Origin of the sequence: Flagellimonas marinaquae (genome assembly GCF_023716465.1) — a bacterium.
Taxonomy (GTDB): Bacteria; Bacteroidota; Bacteroidia; order Flavobacteriales; family Flavobacteriaceae; genus Flagellimonas; species Flagellimonas alginolytica.
In genome coordinates, this window is record NZ_CP092415.1 from 670415 (window position 1) to 695584 (window position 25170).

The window sequence follows — 25170 nt, forward strand, 5'->3', positions numbered from 1 at the left end:
TATCAAGACCCAATTCAAGAATTGATACCAGTTCTTGAGGTCAAAAATTGGTTCGGGGTCATCCCGGTCGCCTTTTTAAAAGCTCTAAAAAAACCGGATTTGGATGTGAAGCCTGCCAAGCTACCAATAGCTTCCAGGGTAAATGATCTGTTGGCCGGATTTAACATCAATCGCTTTGCCTCCTCCACCCTGTAGCCATTTACAAAATCCACAAAATTACAATCGAGTTTGGCATTTATGGACTGCGAAAGGTATTTTGGATTGGTACCGATCAATGCGGAAAGTTCGGATAAGCTGAGACTTTCCTTTTTATATAATAAATCATCCTCAATTATCCGTTTAGCCTTATCGACAATTACCCTATAGGAAGCGCTTGACAATGAGCTTCGGGAATATTTGGCCGTTGGAAACAATACACTTCCCGTATTGACCATAAGGGCCAAAATGGAGAAAAGCAGTATCAAGAAAGATAAAAAGCCAATATCGACCGGCCATTCGACCATGGAATAACCCGATACGTCATGAACCATCCTATAGATGGGGTTGGAAAACTGATTGAACAGGAAATAGACGATAATAATTAGGGACAAAAGGTTTAACAAGCGTACGGATGGCCTATCCGAAGTGCCTTTACGGAACCTATAAAATTGAATCCCTATAACACTCAAAAAGGCCAAAGGAATCAAAGTGGATTTGAGTAAACTTATGGGGTTTCTCCAATAATTATACGGTCCTGGCCTTTTATCCTGATAGAACAACTGAAGCATTTCCATTTTACTTTGGGATGGAATGGTCAAGACATGAAGGAATACATAAAGGGCATACAAACCAAACCCATATAAAACAAATCGATACCAACGCCTGAAACGTGGATTGAGATTCGTAATAGAACTAAAGAACAGCAATAACAAGGGGTACACCAATAGGTTGTGGAGGCGCCCAGGAATATATACCCAAGGTATATCAAATATGGCTCTACTTAGAATCAACACTTTGTACAACAATTCAAGCCCCAAAACGATAAGGCATCCATATAAATATAAATAACCATCATTTTGGAACTTCTTTTGAAAAAGGAAGAACAGGGCCAAAAAAATGGCCACCAACCCAAAACCAGAACCAACGATTGTAATTAAATCCATCATAAGTACTATTGATAGCGTCTCAGCTCAATGGAATAGAAGCCCTGATCATACATACACTGCAAATTCTATAAGGAACCTTCCATCCCGGGTCATGGACGGACTGCCGTCAAAACCTTCCGCTTTCATTTCCCGTCCCGTCCAGATAGGCTGGGACCAAGTATCATCTTCCATTTTAAGACTAATATACAAATCAGATTTACCTAAATATTCTCTCCTGTCGAAACTAGCGAAAATTATATAGGTTTCATCCAGCGCTACATGGACACCCCCTTCATTGGCCTCTGAATTTATGGATGACCTCATTGGTTTTGGTGCAGTATATGCTCCATTTACCAATCTGGAAACATAAACATCCCCATTCTCTGAACCATGTGGCGTCATGGTAAAGTATAAATTACCTTGACCCGTCATATTAGGGTAAAATTCATTCTCCGGCATAGGTTGAGAAAAATAAAGTGCTGATTTTTTTCCAATTCCCATGACTTCTTTTTGGATTTCCCTATGTTCCAATCCCCCATCGTGTCATTTTCATTTTAATTCAAATGCCATGAATTGTTCTTTTTCTGGCCATCGAATGAATCATATACCATGCAAACAAAAGATTGGGTACCCAACACAACCAAGCAACTATCCGATAAGCGACCATAAAGTCATCCATGAACACCAATAATATGGGCAACCATACGCGCAAAGTAACCGCTGCAAAGCAAGCTGCATAACTGTAGAACATGAAGGTCTGGTGCTTTATCACAGCACCCTTCTTGATGTATCGATAAGCAACAATAGTTGTCGCGAACCAAATAATCCCCAGTGAGATGAATCCCATTTGTGCTACACCCCCGCCGGTAGCCGAAAAGGCAATACCAATACCACACAACGCACTGATCACGGATGAAACACTATACACCTTTCCCAATATTCTGTGGAGCTTGATTCTTTTTGTCCGAAACCGTTTGCTAAACTGTGCCCATCCCACAAGTAATGCGATTCCACCAAAAACGATATGGCCATAAAATCCAGTGTTCCAAAGGCTGTCCAACAACAATTCCGGCGATTTCGTCGCCAGCAAACCAACATTTTTGGCCCCAATGAAATACTTGATCGGATATAAGCTCACCCCGATACATAAAAATGCAAAAATGCCCCATAATCCCTTTATTATTATAGTCTTAAGATTCATTTTTAATCTCTTTATCGTTTTGATTAAAACACTTCCTTCCTGACATACTGCCGTCCTCGCCATACCCAAATTTCATTTGGGCGAACCTGGCATGGGGATGAATTGTAAGATTACCCTCCGTATCATAAAATCGTAACCAAGAGTTTCGTCTTACATCCGGACTATACTCTTGAAGTAATCTGTGGATGCAGGCTCAAACACCATGGCATTAGTTTCTTGGTCTACATATCCCATGGAGACCAACCCAACCAGTAGCCCATGCTGATCAAAAACAGGACCTCCACTGCAGCCACCATAGGTACCTGTCGGTACATCCAGACTTAAATTTCCTGTTTGCGTATACCCTTGGAATCTTCCCTCCACTTTTATTGGGGACTTGCTTCCATACGGATAGCCCATAAAGTAAAGACGCTCCCCAATTTCCAATGTATCAGCTCTCACATCAAAAAGATGGATACCTCGCGGGATTTCAGCATTGGTCGCAAAGACCAACCAATCTCCTTTGGGCGGCATGACCAAAAGCTCCGTCTTATCCTCATTGATTAATTCCCCTGCAGAGACCTTCACATTAGGATTCTTCTTTGACACAAAGGACCATGACACCAAATCATCTCCAAGGCTTATGGTTTTCATGAGATCGGTTTTTGCGAAAAACAGCACATGTTTTGCAGTACAGACAAACACCTTGTTATGGTATTTTACCAAAAATCCACTTCCAGCATGGCCATTGTCATACTTTAACGTTTTAAATTTCACATCACATACCAGTACGGAATCCCTTTGGGCCGCAGACCACTCGAACACCAGTAGGAACAGTAAAAGCAATACGATGGTTCTCTTCATATAAATTGGGATTTGTCAGACCACGAAACGGTAGGTCAATTTTAGAATGAACGACCAATTTGTTAGGAGGAAACTGTTGACCTCATTGTTTTGAACAAACCTATTATGAAATCCGCACGGAATCGACCTGATTTCTGCAATTACCGAAATCCGGACCTAGTTTAATGTTATTTAACAAGCTGCCCGCCAAGAAAAGACAATTCATGAGAGCTGATGTCTTGTTAAACCGAATGCCTGCAAAGTGTAGCAACCAATAAAAAAACCCTCCATACAGGGATGGAGGGTTCGCTAACAAACTAAACACTTGAATTAGTTTCTTCCAACACTAATGTAGAAACCAATAGGGTATAAAATGAATTGTTATCAATTTTGATCGGACGGCGACAAATTCGGATTGGCATCCAACTCCGCCTGTGGAATTTTGAATATCCAATCGTCGTTCACCGATGGACGTTCCACTTGGTACGCCTCTTGATAGAGCACGGGAGAGGCCCCTGAACCACCATTGGCAGCATGGTCGATGCCCTCATCCCATCTGATGTGGTCGGTGTAACCAAAACCTTCGCCCCAAAGTTCCAATCTTCTCTGGAACTTGATGTGCTCCATCATGGACTCTTGGGTGTTGTAGATGGTTACGTCGTAAGCACTGTCACGTTCTTCGCCCAGTGGTCTTAAAGCTTCCTGTGCACCAGGGATGTCGTTCATCATCACCTTGGCCTCTGCCTCGATCAAGTACATCTCGGAAGCACGCATGTAGATTATATCATCAGGATCGGTCGAACCGGGATTGGCATTTTTCAACTTAAAGTGCATATACGGATGCTGGTTAAAGGCATTATTGATACCGTAAGTTGCATTGATCTCAGCTCTTTTTGCAAAATAGCCCTCTAGGTCATTCGCATAATTGGGGTCCCTTGGCAGACCGGTATTGGGATCAAGCCCTCCTTGGTTGTTAGCTGCGGAACTATTGGTGTTCGGCGCATCTGAAAGGAATACATCCTTTCTGTAATCCGTTTCAGGGATGGCATCCACCAATCTTCTATCGGCAATCTTTGGGTTGTTCCTGATCTGGCTACCGTTGAAGGTATTTGTGGTCAAGTAAAAATATGATCTAAAATAAGTGGTCTCCGCTGTAATCACATTGCTACCCCAGATGACCTCGGAAAGATTATTGGAGTTGAAACCTGACTTCCAATCGTCCTCGCCCATCAATGGATAGTTCTGGCGGGCCATAACGGCGGCGTCGGCAGCTGTTTGCCAGTCACCTTTTGAAAGTGCCGTACGTGCCAATAGACCGTAGGCCACATCGATGTTCAACTGGGACTTGGTTTCAGGTCCACCGCTTGGTCTTCCCGAACCTTCTTCAAAGCGCTCTATGGCAGTAGCTAGATCTGCCTCGATCTGGTCGTAGATTTCCTGAACGGTAGATCTTGGCTGACTGGTAAAGGGAGACTCCGAAGAGAACAACAATGGCACACCTGGATCGCTAGCCGGATTTCCGATCAAGTACCCCTTGGCATAATGTTGCACCAAAGAAAGATAGGCATAAGCCCTATAGGTGTAGGCCTGTCCCAAAATCTCGTTCAACTGTGGAGATTCCACTAAAGTACCGTCGGTTCCCCTGTTGATGAGGAGGTTGGCCCCCAAGATGATGTTGTACCTGTGGTACCACAACAACTCGCAGGTCAATGACGTTTGATCGGTATGGGAGTTCCACTGCATCTCCGTTCTCCACCCCAGATTATTGGCATTGGCAGAATGTATCAACCCACCTGTAAGATTATCACCCAGTGGCACCCAATAGTGATTGTTCGCCCTTGAATCATCACCCCCAGGGAATATGGCCTGTGATTGTGAGAACAGTCCACGGTGCAGCCCGTTCAATATCAGCTGCATGTTGTCTTCATTGGCTAACGCATCGGAGGCAGAAATGGCATCCGTTGGCGTTGTTTCCAAAAAGTCGTCGTCGCATGAAGTTATGGCGATCCCTAGGAAGGCCAGTAACAGTATATTAATTTTTCTTAACATCATTTGATTTTTTTAAAAAGTTACGTTCAATCCCAATGAAATAATTCTTGCAGGATTAAAATCATTCCCTTCCCCTGTACCTGCTAGGTTGAACTGTGGGTTGAGTCCTTTTCGCTCGCTCTGGGTGTATAGGTTTTCACCGGTAAGGGAAATCCTTAACTGGTCAAGGCCAAGTTGGTTGGCGATCTTGCTGTCAAAGGTGTAGCCGAAGTTCACATTGCGCAGTGCCCAGAATGAGGCATCCGTCAGGAAACGTTCGGATTGTCTTCTCACCAAGTTAGGGTTACCGTTTTCCATTCTTGGAACATCGGTGATGTCACCAGGTTGTCTCCATGCCCTCAAAATGTCAGGGTGCAAGGAGCTACCATAATTACCGCTGTGCATCATGGCAGCGTATCCATTGTCCAACACGCTACCGCCGATACCGTAGTTTATCAAGAAATCAAATGAGAATCCTTTGTAGCTGATGCTGTTGGCAATAGATCCCAATAGGTCAGGGATGGAGCTCTCACCTGTATAGGCACGCTCGGTATCCTGCCAGTCGCTGGTCGTGGCGATGTCACCATTGGCATCCAACACGGGAACACTGTTTCCGTTGTCGTCCAATTCATACTGAAGGAACAATTGGTCCCCGGTTTCTGGATCAACACCCGCGGTTCGCAATAAGTAGAAATCAAACCTTGAACGTCCCACATCCCATCGTTGTTCGTCTTCCACAAATGGAGAAGGCAAGCTGGTGATTTCGTTCTTGAAGGTCGAGGCCTGCAAGGTTACGTTCCATCGAAAATCAGACTTGTCGAACAAGTTGGCCGTCAATGCCATCTCCCAACCGGAGTTGAACATATCCCCAACGTTCACGGGAACCTCGTTCAGACCATTACTTGGTGCTATGGGCAGATTGTACAATAGATCGGAGGAATTTCTCTTATAGTATTCCACGGAACCGTCCAAGAAGTTGTTGAACAAGGTGAACTCTAAGGCAACATCAAAGTTCTCGATGGTCTCCCACTGTAGATTGGGGTTACCTATGTCCGTGTATATGATGGCAGGGTCACCTGCGTTGGAGGTGAGGGAAAATCTGGCCTGTGACAAAAAGAAGTCCAAAAGATCATCGTTGCCTACTTCACCGTAAGAAGCCCTTAATTTCAATTGGTTGATCACACTGGAATCCTGCAAGAAACTTTCTTGATCAATTCTCCAAGAACCACCAACGGAATAGAAGGTACCCCAACGGGTATCGGCATCGAATACCGAGGAACCATCACGTCGAACGGATCCACTGATATAGTACTTGTTCTTATAGTTATAGTTGACCCTAGAGAAATAGCCTTCAATACTTTTACGCGTGGTGGACCCTCCAAGTGCTACAATACTGGAAAAATTATCGAATTCATAGATGCCACTGGCTGCCTGTAAAATAGACATGCCGTTGTTTGAAGAGAAGGTCCTGTCAAAGCTTTCGTGACCTGCTGTTATGTCGAGGTTGTGATCTCCAAAGCTCTTGTTATAGGTAAGGATTTGGTTGAAGTTCTCCACCTGTCTCCTACTTCGTACTTCCCTATATCGACCATCAGGTTGGGCATCCCCTATCAATGCATTTTCGTACTGCTTTGTCAGGCCCTCATTGATATCTCTACCGTAGTTCAATCGAAGGCTTAAGCCATCGATAATCTCTTGTTCGGCAAAGAATCGAAAACCATAGGTGTTGTCTCTATTTCGCATATCGTTCAGTAATAGTTCCTGAAGCGCATGACGTCCCTGACTGATGGGTCTGGAACCGATATTATACTCTGGGAAGCCCTCACCACTGTCAAATACACGATTCCCATTGGCGTCCCGTACAATATTCCCTTGTAAGTCGTTCACATAAACGGGATATATGGAACCGATATTCTTGGCAAAACCAAATGGGTTGGCAATACTATTTGCTCCTGCAGATCGTGGTGCCACAGCTTCGGTGATTGCTAAATTGGCGCTACCTCCAATGGTCAATTTATCGTTTACGTCGAACTCTGCGTTCAAACGTGTGGTCAAACGGTCAAAACCTGAAGTCACTACATAACTTTCCTCATCCAGATAAGAAGCGGAGAAGAACACTTTGTGGTCGTCCCCACCACCTGAAACGTTCACGTTGTAATTTTGACGTACGCCTGTCCTCGACAATACATCGTACCAATCAAGGCTGTTGTAAATCACATTGGCATTGGGATTCAATTGACCATCCGTACCGACAATTTGATCATTGGGTACATTGAACGGATTATATCCCAAGGCATTGTAAATGTTCGCCGAGGCAAAAGCAGGATCACCACCACCGGCACTTGAATTTTTCAAGGCTTCCCACATGGTCTCGTAATAACCTCCAGGGGAAAGTTCAGGGTAGAACGGAACGGAAGTATCCACCAACCCATATTGCATGGAGGCATTAACTTGAATACCCCCTCTTCTACCACTCTTTGTGGTAATGATTACAACCCCATTGGCAGCCCTTGAACCGTATAGGGACGTTGAAGCTGCATCCTTGAGAATGGTAAAGGATTCAATATCTTCTTGATTGATCGTATTAAGTTCCCCTTCGTACTGTACCCCGTCCACGATGTATAAGGGATCGGTGTCTCCGTTCAGGGTCCCTACACCACGGATAACAATGCCAGGGGAAGTCCCTGGACCTTGTGCCGAAGTGAACTGTACCCCTGTCGCACGACCTTCGATGGCCGCTACCGGGGAAGTCACGTTCCTAATGGACAGTTCCTCGGCCCCAACAACACTGGCGGAACCCGTAAAGGCTTCCTTGGTACTGGTGCCATAGGCCGTTACGATTACCTCTTCTAGGGCCTGGGCATCCTCTTCCATTTGTACATTAATTGTGATGGAAGCCCCTACCGTTCTTTCGACGGTCCGCTGCCCTAGATAACTAAAGCGCAGTACATCACCCGTACTTACCGCAATGGAATAGTTACCGTCAAAATCGGTCTGTGTACCCGTGGTGGTCCCTACAACGACCACGGAAACCCCTGGCAGGGGCTGATTTGAGGTATCGGTCACTAGACCTGACACCGTTTTTTCCTGTGCTTGCAGCCCTAGACATAAGAAGAATGCTGCGATGGCCACATAGCATCGAATTCTAAATTTCATAAATCTCGTTTTTGTTAACATTAATTTTGAATTAGTTTAATTGAGAAGGGAGGACCAGGGAAATCATCTATGGTGACTAATCAAAAAATCATTCAATAAATGAGAACAGTGCTTTATGGATGTAATTTGTTCCTTTATAAAATGTGATGTATTCCCAGTCCAGCCCTTTTGCAATTGTGGAATCAAAAAAAAGGGATTGGGAAGGGATTTTGGTAAATCCTTATAAACTGTAACACAACATTTTACACATTGTAACATGGATGAAAAAACCCAAGCATTTAAGGAAACAGCAGGATAATTAGCAGTAAAAATAACGCCTATAAGCCCTACACAAAACAACTATTGGGAAAGCGGATCTTGCTGGCTATAATTCAATAAAAGGAAGGTAAAACCATGGTATGTGGAAATTAAAATTTCACAAACTGTGAACGACTTATTGCATTTGAATTCCATACAGGGACAAAAAATCGGGACGGGATAATATCCATTCTGGGCATTCCGGGTTATTTCTTTGCGATCAGCAACTCATTTCGGAATTCTGTTGGGGACACTCCCTCAAATTTTTTAAACGTCCGATAAAATGAAACCCTATTATTAAACCCACTTTGGAAAGCTACTTCCTCGATGCCGAAATCCCTGTTTGGATCTAACAATAAAGATTTAGCATCTTCTACCCGATATCGGTTTACAAATTGATGAAAATTTTGATGGCAATAGTCGTTGATCAATTGAGAGGCATGATGTCGAGATATGTTCATCATCTGAGCAATGTCATCCAATTGCAGGTCAGCATCCAAGTAAGGCTTTTTTGTTTCCATCATAGCCTTGAGCTCAACCTGTAATTCGTGGGCAAAACTTGCGGGCAAGCTGGAATTTTTGGGCTCCATTCCACCTTGGGATGAACATAAAATCCTTTTCGACATCGAACCAGATATGGCAATACTGAAATACGTCCATAAAACCAGTAATGGCAACATGCCCAAGAACAAGAATATATGAACGATGAATGGTTTCGTATTGAGCACGAGTAACCATTCTGTAACCAATAAGGTAGTTGCAAAAAGAACAAATAAACCATTCAACGTATAAAGCCATTTGAGGGTGGGTGCATCAAAACAAACTTGTTTGACCAACTTCAATTGGACGCCATAAGCATAGCCCAACATCAATAAGGATAGCAGCACCTTTATTCCTGTTCCAAGAAATTTGTCATCGATCATTTCTGTCCATGGACTCGTTTTAAGTACGGTTTGGATGCTGTAGAATACCAACACAAAAAATACGGGAAAAAAGTGTCTCACATCATCAATGGTTACCCTCTCCATGGTCGTTATATTCCTGATGTAAAAGAAAAATAGTGGGCCATAAAAAGTAATCGCCATCATATCATACCTGATAAGTGATGTATAAGAGCTGTAGTTCGCGGGAAGCGATATGGACACAATGCCATAACCAGATAATACAAGAAAAAGTGAAAGAATCCTATTGCTATATGGGAAACCATGTTTTTTTAGAAAGAAAAGGCCCAGAGCCAATAATCCCAGTTGAAAAGAAAGTAAAAGAATAAAAATTTGCCAAATGTTCATTTTCAGTACATTATTATAACACCTGCTTGATCATATAATCAACAAAACAATAAATGCAGCGGTAAGGACGATTACTAAACTCTCTAATCCATCTGCCTTTCACATAAACCAATGTCTATCCCATGATCACATGATGCTATAGCGATAGATAGCACCTACTAAAGTATCTGGATAAAACCCGTAGATTGAAGTTCTTCATTAGTGTGTTTACGTTATCCTAATTCAAAGGATGACCCTGCTCTTAGTTAATGGACCAGGTTCTTGGGAAAGAAATAATACATGACCGATAGTTTTTTGATGTTGATGTTATTCTATTTAGTTCCGATATCAAGCTTTGTACCCATCCAATCAAGGTATTGCAGCTCAACATTATCCGAATCGTCCTTTTGATAATATAGGTTGACCCCGTGTATAGTGGTTTCCAAAATACCTTCACCGCCATCGAGTAGGCCAGCTTCCAATTCAAAAAAGCTCTTCATTTTTCTATCCATTTGCATTTTGAACCGACCTTCATCCACACCTATGGTGATCTTCCTTCCCTGAACATTATAGGTTCCTGATAACTTTTCCTTAAGACCCACATCCTTGATTGATAATTGCCGCCCCCCTACATATGACATTGCAGCTTCCAACCATGGGTCTTCATTTTTATAAAAATTTTGAGAAGTAAATTCCACTTCAACATGGGGCTCCAAAGTAGTGCGTTTATCGAAATCCCAGCTAGTGAGCCAAAAAACCTTTGTCACTGACACATTGATCTTTGAATTGGGCATTTGAGCGATTTTAATATCCCCAACGGTATTGGGCCCCTCACCCGTAGGCTCACCAATTATGACCGCTTGGGTGTTCAAGGTTAAAATGGAGGCAAGTTCCAACAAGGTTCCTCTAGTGGCCCTGCTCGTAAGTACGATCAGGTTCCCATCCTGATTAATTTGCTCCGAATCACGAAGCATATCAGTAAATGGCTTTAGCTTGAACCCATTGCCTCCACCGCCATATCTCAAATCCAATATGATTTTTTTTGCCTTTCCCGTTTTTATCCCTTCCGCTATGAAGCCAACAAACTTTTTGAATGAAGGCCCTTCCCCATTATTGGAGATTTGCTGAAATTGGATATACATGGCTTCACTGTTCGGGACATACTCCAACCAGTAATTCTCATTTTCATGATTCTTTTGTTTCAACTGAAAATAGCCATCATTGGGCAATCCTCTATTCAGACTGGTATATTGAGACAATGGGCCAGCTTCCATGAAAACATTCCGATTTCCCGACAACTGCAGTTCCACACCTGAATCAGGGCCTGCCACACCAGCGCTTCTCAACAAATCCGGGAGGATGCCATAAACTGCAAACAATCGCTCTTGATAATGTTCATTGTCTGCGCTCAAATACGGCATCATCATTTCATAAACATCATCGATGGATCTTCCGTCCATACCCAATACACGTTGTCCAACCAGTGCTTTGTTCTTTGCATCACAGATATACCAGCCATCTTGGAAGGGATATAAGGAAACAGGCAAAATCTTTGTTTCCAAAACCTCTTGAAAAGGCAGGATATTACATCCTTCATCCTTTAGGAAAGCTAAGGCCTTTTGAATGCCATATACAATCTCCTTTCGAGAAAGGGAATCCAAATAACCTCTTAATCTACCAAGTTCCTGTAAAAAAAGCTCAGATTCTGGGGCGGATTCAAAATCCGGAAATATCTTGGCAACACTTTGTTCCAAAAATTCCAGATCCTCCAACCAAGCTTTCCTATCTACTGAAACGGTCTTTTGACCCCAACATAAACCGATCGGGACCATAAACCATATCGTTACAAAACGTAATATTCTTTTATTCATGACAATTAAGTCTAGTGATATTTTACTTGGTGTATTTATGATATGAATGTAAAACTAGGGTTACAAGTGTTTCCAATCGTCCTATTGTACGTATGTGCACAAATCAGAACCCTATTTTAACGATGTTTAACAATCTTGAAAACGATAAGTTTTACCAATGCCATCCATACATTCCCGCGATTAATCGTTCTTAATTACCTTGGCCAAGCCTGATACACTTTTTTGTACGATGTCCGGATCGCCCTTATAATTCATTCTACTTGTTCCTGATGCTTTGACACGTAATGAACCATTGACCGTTACATACGTTTCACTTAAACCTTCCAGTTCTATCTCTAGGTTCTCCACCTGAAGATCATAATCCTTAAGATCGCTACTGGTATTTAGCTTTGCCTGTAGGGTATTGACTTGTCCATATAAATTCACGTCCGACGTCCCTTGAAGATCCAGCCTCATGGATTCGACATCAATCGGTCCCTGAACATTACCGGAATCGGATACATTCATTTCAAACGATTCGGTCAGGAGCGTGTTCTCAAACATCACTTCTGACACCCCTGAAACATTCAAAAGATCAAGGTTTGGTGTAGTAATGTGCACATTCAACACGATATCACCCCTGATACCCGTATTTTTCTCCAGGTCAAAATTCAAAATACCTCCGTCCTGTTCCACGATGATCTTATCTTGTAAATTATCGCTTGCTTCGACCACTATTCTTTCTTCCTCCGCATCTGTAAAAGTGATAAAGACCTTAAATGCGCTTGTTACATTTATACCGTTGAAACCAGTAAATGAATATGCTTTTTCCGATACTTGCTCGGAAGCCTCCAAGGTTTCTTCATCACAGGAACTTATCCCAAAGGCAAGTACTACAACACTCCATACATAAATTATTCTTTTTCTCATTTGTATTAAATTTTAAAATGGTTAATTAAATTCTCTTTTAATTCGAAATCGGACTTCCAATAAAAATTGATCGGGGACCATTGTTCCTGCACTACTTGAACATCCGGTAGAACCAGTTCCTCTTTTACATATACTATGTTGTCTTGTTGATAGACATGTTCCGTTCTTATAGGTTGTTGAAATGGACCGCCTGTTTTATTTGATTGATTCTTGATCATTGACTTTGAATTATAAATTGTTTTTATACCGGTTCCTCCCCAGATTGAACACTCCAACTTTAACTCCAATACCAAAAGAGTAGCCATTGAGGTCAACTGGACTGCCAGGAAGCATATCAAACTTACTTGAGAGGCGATATCTCCCCCCTATTTCCAATTGGAGGTATCTGGAAAAATTAAAAAGTACATTGACCCCTGGTTCCGCTATAAAAAAAGTAGGCCAATTTTTGTCATCTCCAGCATAGGTGGCATCCCGTCCAGCAAAATCATCCTTGCCGTACCCCACGGTACCGCCCCCTATCAATAGTGGAAACGATAGGCTGAACTTGGAATGTCTGAAAAGAATGGGCTCGAAATGCAGCCCTCCATATCCCCCATAGACATCAAATTCATTGGCATCCAAACCAAATTCATCCTGTTCCGAATAAAAGACGACTGCTATCAATCCCATTTCAAGTTTTTTATCCGCAACATATGCTGCCTTCAACCCCATCATATAGGAGTTTTCATTATCAATTTCACCGTAGTGGGTCGTAAGGCCCATATAGACACCATGTACCACATTGTAACGGTCATTGAATTCGATGTAATCTTCTTCATTTTGTGCGATGAGCCCTTGGCACATCACTACAAGAATGCTTAAATAAATTGCTTTTTGATGTATCATACTGTTCGATTTTAATGGATAGGTAGCAACACTTTGGATTTATTAATCCAAATATTGTTTGATTGTTCTTGATATCTCATATGCTTTAAGTGAAATCAGTTTTCTGAAAGAATGACAATACCCTTGTCTCCCTTAATGGACATCCTTCCAGTATGGGGAGTGCCATAAACCGCATGGACTTCACGTATTCTCTTCTTTTCATCCAAAACCTCGCTCTGAATATTCTTGAAGGATTTTGGAATCCGCAAAAGACCTTCGGTCAATATTGCTTTGAACCCAAATGAAACTCCAGAAACATTGAGGTGAATGTCCGATGACTCTTGATCAATCGATATTTGTAATTCCGGATCGCTGATCCGCTTTACCTTTAACTCAGACAATTTCATGGACACGTCCATTGTATGGGAGAGGGTATCCACCGTCATTCTTGAAAATTTAGACTTTATTTTAAGGGTACCTACCTTGTCCATCTTGACCTCATCCTTGTCAGAGGTCATGATCAATCTTGATATTTGCCTGAGTCTGATTTCCGAGCCTTCACTGTGCAATTCCAGAGCTTCCACATTGTCCATATCGACTTCACCGTTGGCTACTTTCACAATTGATTGTCCCAAGGACTTGGTCTTTAAGGTCCCATACTCAAGGGTGAACCAAGCTTGTTCCAGATGATTGTTGACCCAAATATCACCATGCCCTATCACTGCGGCCAACTCTCCGTTCCATCCATCAACAATCAGGTCTCCAAACCTATTCTGGATATCCAATGCCAAGTCTTTGGGAACATAGACCTTATAATCTATCTTCAAATGGATAATATCCATAGCGTTTCTATTTCCGGAGCTAATGTATTTATCCCAAAATCCCTTTTTAACTTCTTGGACCGATGAAATAACCTTTACCCCTTCAGGTATCTGCTCTTCCTTTATTTCCACCTGATCAAGTAGGGTTCCAGGCCTACTCCCATTCTTACTATCGATGGAGATGCTCACCTTGATTAAAGCTTCATCTCTCTCCCATCCCCGTACAAGGATATCCCCATGCTGGTTTTCCAGAAAGAGTCGTTGTGATTTGGGTACGGTGAACGATTTCTCCCATTGTTTGGTACTCGCTTTCTGTCCATATACCAAATGACAAAAAAGCAATATGGACAATACCCATAGGTTATAGACTATAGCCTTCATAATTTTCTTTTTCTTTAGTGGACCTCTTTATCTGACTTAAGAAATTTTCAATGAGTTCGATCCGTATTTTCTGGTTTTGTACAAGTGCCTCCAGCACCCTTTCATTATTGACGTTGTTCTGCAGCTCTGCCTCCAATTCATTATATTCCAGATCCAGCCTATTGAGAAATCTCAAAAAGTCCTCCTTGTCGTTCCTCGACAGGCCTGGGTGCTGTTCAAGCCGTTTCCTATAATGATTAATTGTTGCGGTGTAGTGTAAGTTTATCTTTGTCAGTTCCTGCTCCATGGGAGCAGCAATGAATGGTCCTTCTCGCTTGATATCATAGATCAAAAACCCACTAATCAAGATTCCGATCAACAACAAAAAGCTCGCTGCAATTTGACAACTTGGATTTCTCCAATACGAAATCTTCTTAACCTCTTTTTCATGCAACGATTGTTCAATTTTGGACCAAAGCCGTTCTGTATCGAGATGATGGTCATCGAACGATCGGCGATGCTTTCTTATAAAATTTTCAAAGTGTTCCATCATAAGTCTTTTAAAATGTGGAGAAGCTTTTTTTTGGCTCTGTGATATTGTGATTTTGATGTCGATGGGGATATCGATAAAAACCCGGCAATTTCGTCATGGGTATATCCCTCTATCAGATATAGCACAATGATCTGTTTGTATCCTTTCGGTAGCAAACCGATTCCCACCTTTATCTGATTGACATCCATGTTCACTTCCTCAGGGTCTTCAACCTTATGCAGGTAGAATTCATGATTCTTGAAAGGGGTTGTTTCCACTTTTTGTCTTTTTAAATGATTGATGCAATTATTGATGACGATCCGTTTTAACCAATAGCCGAAACTGCTTTCATATTTAAATTTCCCAAGGTTCGTAAATGCATCCACAAAGCTTTCCTGTACCACATCTTCGGCATCCTCCTTCGAGTATAACATTCGCATCCCTATATTGAACATGGCTCCCACATAAAGGTTATATAATTTGTATTGAGCTTCACGATTGCCTGATTTACTGCCCTCAACAAGTTCTTTGTGTATAAAACGGATTTCGGTTTCCAATGCAATTACTATTAATTCATATTCCCATATCAGGCAAAATCACACTCAGTGACAACCAAAAATCAAAAGGGTTGCATCTGGAATCTTTTTTTTCCCAGAAAAGAAAAATCAATGACCGCAGCCTTAACTGCGTCAATCTGAATGTTGGGTCCTACCAGAACTGAATGTGAAATAAATAGGTAAATGGGGCAATAGAGACCGAATACAAGTACGATCAAAAATCAGTACTGCACTTTAACTAAACTTAACATCCCAAGGATTGGATATACCAAAAATGTAAAGTTAGGCAAGGGGTTAGGAAGCAAAATAGAACAGCATAAATCTAGCATACAGCTCCATCATTGAAGCTATAATTAAACCTGGGGTTTGAAAATCAGTATAGTTCGATTATAAAGAATACATATGGAATGGACCGAGATGGACGGCCATTGGAGTGATTGGAATTAGATGGTCAAAACACCATAAGAGTTGTACCAAAATCCCTACTATCCATACTTCGCCGCTAAATGGGTTTTTCTATACGAAGACGGTGTTTCCCCCACCATATTTTTAAACACTGTATTGAAAACGGACTTACTGTTGAACCCAGCTTCGTACAAAATCGATAATATGGTAACGTCCTGATCAGTATTCTCCAAAAGGTTTTTGGCCTCTTCGATACGGTAAGCATTTATAAAATCGTAATAATTTCCTTCATAATAGGTATTGATAATTGCCGAAGTGTTCCGTGTAGACTCCCCTATGGCATCGGACAAATCCCCGATTTTTAAATCAGGAATTTTATAGAGCTCCTTTTCTTGGACGATACGGCACAAATCCTCGTATTTCTTTCTTGTTACTACATCACTGGAATAAGTTTTTACAACTTTTGGCACCAGTGTGTTATAAAAATATTCAGGATTTGAAAAAAGCATGAATAGGGTAATATTTGCCAATACAATCAATAGCAACATCCCCAAAATAAGGCTGAGCTGAGAAAGCACAGGGGAAGCAAGCATGGTCGAATTGACCAGGAACAATAGCCATACCATCAAAAAAATAATCAATATCAACTTTATCCATTTGGAGACCTCCCTGCTTTTTTTGGAAGTAGCCTGGTACTTGCCAAAAATCCACAGGCTAGCCAATGTGTACCCGATTACCTGAATAAAATACAGACTCTCAAAGGTGTTCCTAAGGTTCGCCATCAACTTAAAGCCAGCACCTGAACGATCTATAAACAAATAAAAAACAACAGCGATGCTGAGCAATGAAAATATGATGAATGGGATAAAATGAATTCTATGTCGTTTAATGGAAACTTCACCTTTGGTTATGTGTTCCGAAAAGAAATACAGGAATGGGGCATAAAAAAAAAGAAAGGAATTCATCAAGACTCCCAGTCCATAAATCCAAATGCTATCAGGAAAGGATTCTCCTATAATCAAATCATTACTTAGCAATGTGAGTCCTTTTCCCAATAAAAAAAATGAGAAAACATAAATTGCCGGGTCTAGCTTACGCTTGTTGTACCAGATAAAGCCGGTAGCCATCAAAAAATTAAAAGCCGCAATGAGCTGTATGATATCCATGTTAACAAAAGTACTTTTCCATCCGCTATTATAGGGACGTTAAGATAATTTGATTAATAATTTTTTCCTAAAACTTTATGACTCTTCTTCAAAAACAATACTTCTAAAAACAGATGTAACCATTAAAACATTGACTTATCGGTTCTCTACTTAAGTTCCAGACAATACATTTTCGATCGGGAAAAATAGCCATAGGGTTGAGCCCAAAGCTGCCAGCCTGTCAATGACAGGTGTTCTTCTTAAACAAATAGATAAATGAAGCATGATAGGACTTAGTATAGAACGATTGTCAAAATAGGACATTAGAACTGTGATTAGGTTACAATCTATAAAATCGGTTTACCTGTAACCTATGTGATTGTTATGGCTTTCCCCAAGATATTCTTTGGAAAGCTCCGAAAACGTCCTTCGAACAAAAATCTTTGGAACTGAAATCAACCCAATGGCAATAAAAACCGCAAAAAAAGCCATGTGGATGTTATTGATACAAAGCAGCAATTTGGGATAAAAGGAATCCGACCTTCATTGTCCATTACATTAAATACATCCTTGCTGATGTACACTTGTTATCACCCTGCATACAGTTGTTACAAAAAGTATACATAATCGGAAAAAATCCGATTATCCAATCATGAAATGATAATATAAAATTGTATATATGGAACAAACACTTCATTGGAAAGTACATCGATTTGATCTTAAGACACCAATAAATGAATCGTTAAAACATCTTCAACCGATGCTCAAGTATTTTGGAATACTTTTCTTTCATGTCATCGGAAAGAAAAGAAATCGATATTAAATCCTTCCATTTCTGTTTTGCCTTAAACATGTCCTGAAGTATAGTTTCTATAGTTTTTTCGTTCAATTGCAATCGCTCCTTCGCATAATAATCCGTAAAGTCTGATGCTTTTAAATTACTTTTTTTTCCTTTCAGGTTCAATGCAATCTCTTCTTCAGGGTTTTTGATCGCAATGGAGGAGTTCAACAAATCGTATGCAGGTGCCAGCGTCGTTTTACCATTCTTTGTAATTAAGGAAAAGTTTTTAAGGTGCATATCCTCATTTCCAGTCACAAAACAAAAAACTATTCTCTTGAAGAATTCCACTTTCTCAACCACAGGAAACGTACAAAATTCCTCAATAACGGGTACCAATTTCTCCATACTAAAACGATACTTGGTATCTCTGGTATTTCCAGTCAATTGAGCAAAATCTTCCGTTGCATATTTTTTCCCTTTACCATATCTGTCAAAACGTTTGATAAAATAGGACAGACTTCCATCCTTGCCATAAACCATTCCATGAAAGGGCACATTGATACCAAGGACCTTGGCCATCCGCATGGTCAGGTCCTCATTCTCCGGTAATTCCGGAAAAATATCATTTTGGGGTTTTATGATGTAGGTTCCGAATTGATCCACTACTTTAAACTCTTGTTCGACCACGGAAATATTCGCACTTAATTTAGGCTGTACTCCCTGTATGGATAATTTCTTTGCCCTGTTTGCCGCCTCTCTCCTCAATTCCGAGGCTGTATAGGGCAAATCATTTAAACCGGTCAACTTGGCAGCAATCATTTTGAGACTTTTCTCACTATATTTTGCCGTACCGCAAGGTTCATATGTGATAGGACACCTATTCATCTTCCATAGGTTTTACAGTTACCGCACCTACCAAATCAGCACCAGTGGCCATTAATTGGGAGAAATAATCATTGTGGTCAATTTTGGAAATCTTAAGTAGTCCTTCCAACATTATACCTTCAGGCAACAATCCTTCAAAAAAGGGAGGGAACCCATTAAAACTGAATTCCTTTTGATCAACGGGCATGGTCAATGAAATCGCCTGACCACTGTAATCATCATCATATGTAAACATATACTCCTGAGGAGAGATTTCCGTTAAAACACCAGCCCTTTTTCCATGGGTATATACCACTGCCTTTCTCATACGTTTTCAGTCAATGGGCTTTTAAATTCCACTTCTATGTTCAATACCTGGAGCACGGCAAGGATGTTGCTCCAACGAACAGTCTCCTTATTTTTTTCGATATCAAAGACGGTTGTCTTACCTATACCGGCCAAATTGGCCAGTTCAAGCTGTGTCAGCCCTGCTTTCTTGCGATGGTTTTTAACCATCAAACCTAAATCAAAATCCGACATTTTTTACCGTTTAAACAGTAAATATACGTATTTCATCAATTAAATAGTTGTTGAAACCAATTAATTTGATTGTAATTACCGTTATAGCAGTAATATCACCTATTAATATCAAGTTCTCTAGTTAAACTAGTGCAATGGCTAAATATTACCGCTAAAACAGTAATTTTTCGAGATACTCATCTTTCCAAATCCTTATTTGAAAAAATTGACTAGAGGGGAAACACTGTATAATCGTACTTCCAGCCAAAGCTTAGTATTGAACAGATTATTTATACTGTTTAAATAGACAGCATTTAAAAGAACCAACATTTAGACCATATGAATTCGATCATCTTACACCATATTTAATTGATAGTCAGACGTTTAATTATAAAGTAACCTATTCGGTGAGCATAAAATTTTGAAAGGCTCAAAATCATATTAAATAAAGGGTTTCCAAGAATAGGTTCTGGTGCCTCTACCCCTATCCAAAAAATACAGGTCCTCCCCGTTCCCCTTAAATGGAATCCATTGAGTTAATTGTTCATTTAATCGCTTATTATATCCCGTTAAAATTTATCTGTACCTGTTGTAAAGATTAGCCTATTTCTGAAATTTTTACCGGTCTACCCTCTTGTAATGATTTATATGCAGCAAGTCCAATTTTTAAGGATTGCATTCCATCCGCTCCTGTAACCGGCATTGCTTTATCATCTAAAAGAGCATTAATGAATTCCAATATTTCTGCCTTGTAGGCATCTTGATAGCGATCTAAAAAAAAGTGTAACGGAAGTGCTGCATGAATTCCTTGTTTATTGTAGAGTTTATGTGAATCATGAAAATTATTGTTGGATTGTACCATGCCCTTAGACCCAAAGACTTCAACTCGTTGATCATATCCATAGGCCGCTTCCCTACTATTGTCAATTATGGCAAGAGTGCCATCAGTATAGGTTAACGTAATTATTGCTGTATCAATATCTCCGGCAGCTCCTATATTTTGATCGATAAGAACTGCACCTTTGGCATACACTTCGGCTATTTCTTTCCCTACAATGAATCTTGCCATATCAAAATCATGAATGGTCATGTCCAAGAATAGTCCACCAGACTTCTTAATATAACTTAGGGGCGGAGCTTCAGGATCTCTACTGGTAATTTTAACCAAATGTGGCTTACCCACTGCTTCATTTTTTACAAGTTCCCTTACCTTACGAAATTCCTTATCAAATCTTCTATTGAAACCTAACATTAGTTTAACCTCGGTTCGATCTATTACATCCATTACCTCAGATACTTTAGAAAGTGAAAGGTCAAGAGGTTTCTCGCAAAAAATGTGGATTCCTTTCTTTGCGGACATTTCAACATACTTAGCATGGGTATCTGTTGGGGAACATATCAATATAGCATCAATTGAACTACTAGATAGCATATCTTCAAATATGTCAAAGGTGGATATCACCCCCTTTTCCTTGGCATACTTCAAGGAATCTTTATTGGGGTCAGTAGCGGCAACCACTTCAACATAAGGTATCAATAGAAGGTTATTTAGATGAATTTTGCCTATTCTTCCCAACCCGGCAATGGCTATTTTTATCTTTTTCATGTATTGGTAGATTAATTAAAGTCCCAACGATTTAATGAAGTTACGATTGGCTAGGGCACATTCCTTAGGGTTTCCCATTCCAGGCAATATGTCTTGCTCCACAACTATCCATTCGTCGTAATTATTATCTTTTAACAATTTGATTACATTCTTAAAGTCAACAACACCTTTACCAAGCTCACAAAAGACTCCTTTTTTTATGGCATCAAAATAATCCCCATGTACAGACTTGGAATCTTCGGCCACAACTGGGTCAAAATCTTTAAAGTGAACATGCCATATTCGTTGCATATGCTTTTGCAATCCATCAATCGGATTTCCTCCGCCAAAAGCATAGTGCCCCATATCAAAACAGAGCCCCAATAAATCAGGATCTGTCAAGGACATAAGTTTTTCTACTTCATGGGGGGTTTCTATATAACCGGCACAATGATGGTGAAAAACCGTTCGAAGCCCATATTTTTTCTTGACTACTTTTGCAACCCTTTCAGTGCCCTGTGCATAAACTTGCCATTGAGATTCTGATAGGCCCATTTTAGTAGTTATTCTTCCCGCATTATTAGTTCGTTGTTGGACAGACCCGTTATCATCGGCCAATATTATAAATGCATTCTTATAGCCTGCTTCGCTCATTAGCTCTGCAACTTTAAGAGCCGAATTGACTCCTTCTTCATGCTTAGATTGATCAGCAAATGCGATAGGCACAAAGGCTCCCAATAGCTCCAACCCTCTACTTTGGAGTTCTTTTCTTAAGATTGATGGATCTGTTGGCATATATCCCCAATCACCCAACTCGGTACCTATATACCCAGTTTGCTTAATTTCGTCCAAAACCTGTTCAAAGCCAATCTCTTCGGATTTCTCTTCTAAATCAAATTCCAATGCCCCCCATGAGCATGGTGCGTTTGCGATCTTAATCATTATTTCTTTTTTAAAATTTACGCGACCATATGTTGGGCCATCTTTCTATTATTACTTTGGTCTGTGTAAAAAATTCAATGGCATGTTTTCCCTGTCCATGTAGGTCCCCAAAAAAACTATCTTTCCAACCACTGAACGGAAACTGGGCCATGGGGGCTGCTACCCCGATGTTGATCCCAATATTTCCTGCATTGGCCTCGCTTCTGAATTTTCTTGCACTAGCACCACTACTAGTGAAGAGACAAGCCATATTACCATAGTTTCCTTTATTAACGAATTCAACAGCTTCTTCAATACTGCTCATAGCTATTAAGCTCATAACGGGACCAAAGATTTCCGTACGGATCAATTCCTTATCAAGGGCCACATTCTCCAAAATGGTAGGTTTTATAAAGTTTCCGTTTTCATATCCCGGAATAGTAGCATTCCTTCCGTCAAGTAAAATCTCTGCACCCTCATCGATCCCTTTCTGAATCAGGCCCTCTATCCTATTTTTACTTTCGGGAGTAATCACGGGCCCCATACTAACATCTTCATTTCCACCGTATCCGGTAGTCCTGGTTTTTACGTGCTCATAAATTGCATCTTTGATCTCTTTTTTAGAATCACCTACGGTAATGATGGTGGATGCAGCAAGACAGCGTTGTCCGGCACAACCATATACAGAATCTGCAATGATTTTTGTTGACATCTCTATGTCTGCATCAGGTAAAACTACTACTGGGTTTTTCGCCCCACCTTGGGCTTGAACTCTTTTGCCGTTCGCTGTTCCCTTGGAGTAAATATATCTTGCCACGGGGGTACTGCCGACAAAACTAATTGCCTTTATGTTGGGATGTTCCAATATTGCATCAACCGACTCCTTCCCTCCATGGACTAGACTGACCAACCCTTTTGGGAGATCAAGCTTATCGATAAATTCAAATATCTTGACCATGGTCAACGGTACTTTCTCCGATGGTTTTACTATGAAGGCATTTCCGGTTGCAATTGCATAGGGCAAAAACCAAAATACGATCATACTAGGAAAGTTGAAGGGAGTAATACAAGCGGTAACCCCCAATGGCTGTCTAATCATCATTTCATCAATCCCTGTCGCAATATCCTCTATAACATCTCCGGTCATGAGCATTGGGGTGCCACAAGCAACCTCAACATTTTCAATGGCCCTTTGGATTTCCCCTAAGGACTCTGCTTTGGTCTTACCCGACTCATTAGTAATGATCTCTGCTAAAACATCTTTATTTTCCTCGAGAAGTGTTTTAAGCTTATATAGTACTTGAACTCTTTTGATTACAGGAACCTGACTCCATTCGTGGAAGGCTTTATTTGCATACAAAACGCATTCTTCAACATCGGTTTTAGTATCTGCTCCAAAGGGTACCTTTGCCAAAACGACCTGATTTGCAGGATTCACGACATCAATTGTTTGTTTACACAAACTATCCTGCCAATTACCATTTATATAATTTTTTAAAATGTCCATATTCCTTACTATTTAAGTTTTATTTATTCTATACTATGTACCCCAACAATACATAAATCATAACTGTGGCTGTGCATAAAGCTATGGACATAGGCTTGGTATATTTCCATGTTGCCAAATTCACGACTCCAATATTTTCTATCGCGTATGTGTTCTTTCTTGGATAATAAAAGGAGACTATATACATCAAGGAAATGTTTAGTACAAACTCTATACCCCATAGGTGTACAAAGTGAATACCATGCTCCGTATATCCCCAAGTCATAAAAACGTAAAAAACAAGTCCAAAGATCAGGGTTGCTTTTGCCGCAATTGCTGAGATTTTTTTTGTAAAAAGTCCTGCCAACAAAATTGAAGCAATAGGAATAAAGAAGATTCCGTTCAACTCCTGTAACAACTGATACAATCCCTCCGATGCATTTGCCACCATGGGAGCTGTATAAATGGCCACTAAAGCCAATACCGCCGAAGTCCACTTACCAATTCTAACCAATTTTGAATCCGTAATTTCTTGGTTTAAATGTTTTTTAACTATATCAACACTAATTAGTGTTGCTACTGAGTTCAATACGGAATTAAAAGTGCTTAACACTGCTCCCATAATCACTGCAGCGAAAAAACCCAGCATCCAGAACGGAAGTACTTTTTTTACCAATTGTGGGTAAACCGCATCTTGCACATCATAAAAATCATCTTGGAAATAGTAGTAACATATAACCCCCGGTAAAACTATAATCAATGGTACCAATATCTTGAAAAGTCCTGTCAACAGTAGACCTTTTTGAGCTTCTTTTAGGTTCTTTGCCCCCAATGCTCTTTGGATAATAGTTTGATTCATACCCCAGAAATAAAGCTGGTTAATAATTAGACCTGTAAAAAGCACTTCAAATGGCAATACGGAGTCGGGAGCTCCTATTACATTAAATTTTTCAGGGGCGTTGTCATATACCTTGGACAAGCCATCCAATATATTGTTGTCCCCAATTTCCATAAGGGCTAGAATCGGTATGAGTAAGCCGCCTATCAATAGTCCGATACCATTTATGGTATCCGAATAAACGACTGCTTTAAGTCCTCCAAAAACAGCATAAACTGCACCAATGGTTCCAATACATACGATTGTGATCCAAAGTCCTTGAGCTCTTTCCACTCCCAATACGTTGGAAATACCGAATAAACTTTCAATACCTACGGCCCCAGAATACAACACTATGGGTAAAAGGGTAACAACGAATGAAAAAATCAAGATAATGGCCACCATTGTGCGTGTTAGTGCATCAAAACGATTTTCCAAAAATTGCGGAATAGTTGTCAAGCCCATTTTTAGGTATTTGGGGATAAAGTATATAGCTGCAATTACCAAAGCAATCGAGGAAGTAACTTCCCAAGCAATGACAATAAATCCGTTTACATACGAATTCCCGTTCATGCCGATCAAATGCTCTGTAGAAATATTTGTCAACAACATTGAACCGGCAACAACCGAACCTGTTAAACTCCTACCTCCCAAAAAATAACCGTCTGAAGATTTTAGATTGGTCTTCCTAAGGCTATACCATGTAAACAGGGCAACTGCTCCTGTAAAAAGGATAAAAGAGACCAAAGTAAAAATCAAATCGGTATTCATTGTAGT

General features: G+C 40.6%; 22 protein-coding genes. All 22 read right to left on the minus strand.

Annotated features, from left to right (window positions below):
- Window positions 1-14 precede the first annotated feature (14 nt).
- The gene (locus tag MJO53_RS03135) at window positions 15-1145 is read right to left on the minus strand and encodes a helix-turn-helix domain-containing protein (RefSeq protein WP_252080446.1); all 1131 of its coding nucleotides are present in this window, start codon (window positions 1143-1145) and stop codon (window positions 15-17) included.
- Window positions 1146-1190: 45 nt separating this feature from the next.
- Window positions 1191-1625, minus strand: coding sequence for a hypothetical protein (locus tag MJO53_RS03140; protein ID WP_252080447.1), 435 nt, complete (start codon window positions 1623-1625; stop codon window positions 1191-1193).
- A gap of 58 nt (window positions 1626-1683) precedes the next feature.
- Window positions 1684-2325, minus strand: a complete 642-nt coding sequence (locus MJO53_RS03145; RefSeq protein WP_252080448.1) for a DUF2306 domain-containing protein — start codon at window positions 2323-2325, stop codon at window positions 1684-1686.
- Between the two features lie 150 nt (window positions 2326-2475).
- Window positions 2476-3168, minus strand: a complete 693-nt coding sequence (locus MJO53_RS03150) for a S1 family peptidase (RefSeq protein ID WP_252080449.1) — start codon at window positions 3166-3168, stop codon at window positions 2476-2478.
- Between the two features lie 363 nt (window positions 3169-3531).
- A complete protein-coding gene (locus MJO53_RS03155) occupies window positions 3532-5196 on the minus strand; it encodes a RagB/SusD family nutrient uptake outer membrane protein (RefSeq protein WP_252081216.1) in 1665 nt (554 codons plus the stop codon).
- A gap of 12 nt (window positions 5197-5208) precedes the next feature.
- Window positions 5209-8331, minus strand: coding sequence for a SusC/RagA family TonB-linked outer membrane protein (locus MJO53_RS03160; RefSeq protein ID WP_252080450.1), 3123 nt, complete (start codon window positions 8329-8331; stop codon window positions 5209-5211).
- A 503-nt stretch (window positions 8332-8834) separates the two neighbouring features.
- Window positions 8835-9917: a helix-turn-helix domain-containing protein gene (locus MJO53_RS03165; protein ID WP_252080451.1), complete on the minus strand. Its 1083-nt coding sequence runs from the start codon at window positions 9915-9917 to the stop codon at window positions 8835-8837.
- A gap of 311 nt (window positions 9918-10228) precedes the next feature.
- Entirely contained in the window at window positions 10229-11767 is a 1539-nt protein-coding gene (locus MJO53_RS03170) for a hypothetical protein (RefSeq protein ID WP_252080452.1), read from the minus strand.
- A gap of 180 nt (window positions 11768-11947) precedes the next feature.
- Window positions 11948-12676, minus strand: a complete 729-nt coding sequence (locus tag MJO53_RS03175; protein WP_252080453.1) for a head GIN domain-containing protein — start codon at window positions 12674-12676, stop codon at window positions 11948-11950.
- 5 nt (window positions 12677-12681) lie between these two features.
- Window positions 12682-12894: a hypothetical protein gene (locus MJO53_RS03180; protein ID WP_252080454.1), complete on the minus strand. Its 213-nt coding sequence runs from the start codon at window positions 12892-12894 to the stop codon at window positions 12682-12684.
- 10 nt (window positions 12895-12904) lie between these two features.
- Complete coding sequence (locus tag MJO53_RS03185; RefSeq protein ID WP_252080455.1) at window positions 12905-13561, minus strand: hypothetical protein; 657 nt, start codon at window positions 13559-13561, stop codon at window positions 12905-12907.
- A gap of 95 nt (window positions 13562-13656) precedes the next feature.
- The gene (locus MJO53_RS03190) at window positions 13657-14742 is read right to left on the minus strand and encodes a hypothetical protein (RefSeq protein WP_252080456.1); all 1086 of its coding nucleotides are present in this window, start codon (window positions 14740-14742) and stop codon (window positions 13657-13659) included.
- Window positions 14723-15274: a hypothetical protein gene (locus tag MJO53_RS03195; RefSeq protein WP_252080457.1), complete on the minus strand. Its 552-nt coding sequence runs from the start codon at window positions 15272-15274 to the stop codon at window positions 14723-14725. Before MJO53_RS03195 ends, MJO53_RS03190 begins: the two co-directional genes overlap by 20 nt.
- Window positions 15271-15810: an RNA polymerase sigma factor gene (locus MJO53_RS03200; protein WP_252080458.1), complete on the minus strand. Its 540-nt coding sequence runs from the start codon at window positions 15808-15810 to the stop codon at window positions 15271-15273. Before MJO53_RS03200 ends, MJO53_RS03195 begins: the two co-directional genes overlap by 4 nt.
- Window positions 15811-16295: 485 nt before the next feature.
- A complete protein-coding gene (locus tag MJO53_RS03205) occupies window positions 16296-17381 on the minus strand; it encodes a helix-turn-helix domain-containing protein (protein ID WP_252080459.1) in 1086 nt (361 codons plus the stop codon).
- 721 nt (window positions 17382-18102) lie between these two features.
- The gene (locus MJO53_RS03210) at window positions 18103-19026 is read right to left on the minus strand and encodes a HipA domain-containing protein (protein ID WP_252080460.1); all 924 of its coding nucleotides are present in this window, start codon (window positions 19024-19026) and stop codon (window positions 18103-18105) included.
- Complete coding sequence (locus MJO53_RS03215) at window positions 19019-19333, minus strand: HipA N-terminal domain-containing protein (RefSeq protein ID WP_247043446.1); 315 nt, start codon at window positions 19331-19333, stop codon at window positions 19019-19021. Before MJO53_RS03215 ends, MJO53_RS03210 begins: the two co-directional genes overlap by 8 nt.
- The gene (locus tag MJO53_RS03220; RefSeq protein WP_252080461.1) at window positions 19330-19545 is read right to left on the minus strand and encodes a helix-turn-helix domain-containing protein; all 216 of its coding nucleotides are present in this window, start codon (window positions 19543-19545) and stop codon (window positions 19330-19332) included. Before MJO53_RS03220 ends, MJO53_RS03215 begins: the two co-directional genes overlap by 4 nt.
- Before the next feature lie 577 nt (window positions 19546-20122).
- Complete coding sequence (gene iolG, locus MJO53_RS03225) at window positions 20123-21130, minus strand: inositol 2-dehydrogenase (protein WP_252080462.1); 1008 nt, start codon at window positions 21128-21130, stop codon at window positions 20123-20125.
- A 15-nt stretch (window positions 21131-21145) separates the two neighbouring features.
- Window positions 21146-22051 (minus strand): sugar phosphate isomerase/epimerase family protein, encoded by a 906-nt coding sequence (locus MJO53_RS03230; protein WP_252080463.1) that lies wholly within the window; start codon window positions 22049-22051, stop codon window positions 21146-21148.
- A gap of 10 nt (window positions 22052-22061) precedes the next feature.
- Complete coding sequence (locus tag MJO53_RS03235) at window positions 22062-23537, minus strand: CoA-acylating methylmalonate-semialdehyde dehydrogenase (RefSeq protein ID WP_252080464.1); 1476 nt, start codon at window positions 23535-23537, stop codon at window positions 22062-22064.
- 28 nt (window positions 23538-23565) lie between these two features.
- Window positions 23566-25164, minus strand: a complete 1599-nt coding sequence (locus MJO53_RS03240) for a solute:sodium symporter family transporter (protein WP_252080465.1) — start codon at window positions 25162-25164, stop codon at window positions 23566-23568.
- Between the last annotated feature and the right edge of the window lie 6 nt (window positions 25165-25170).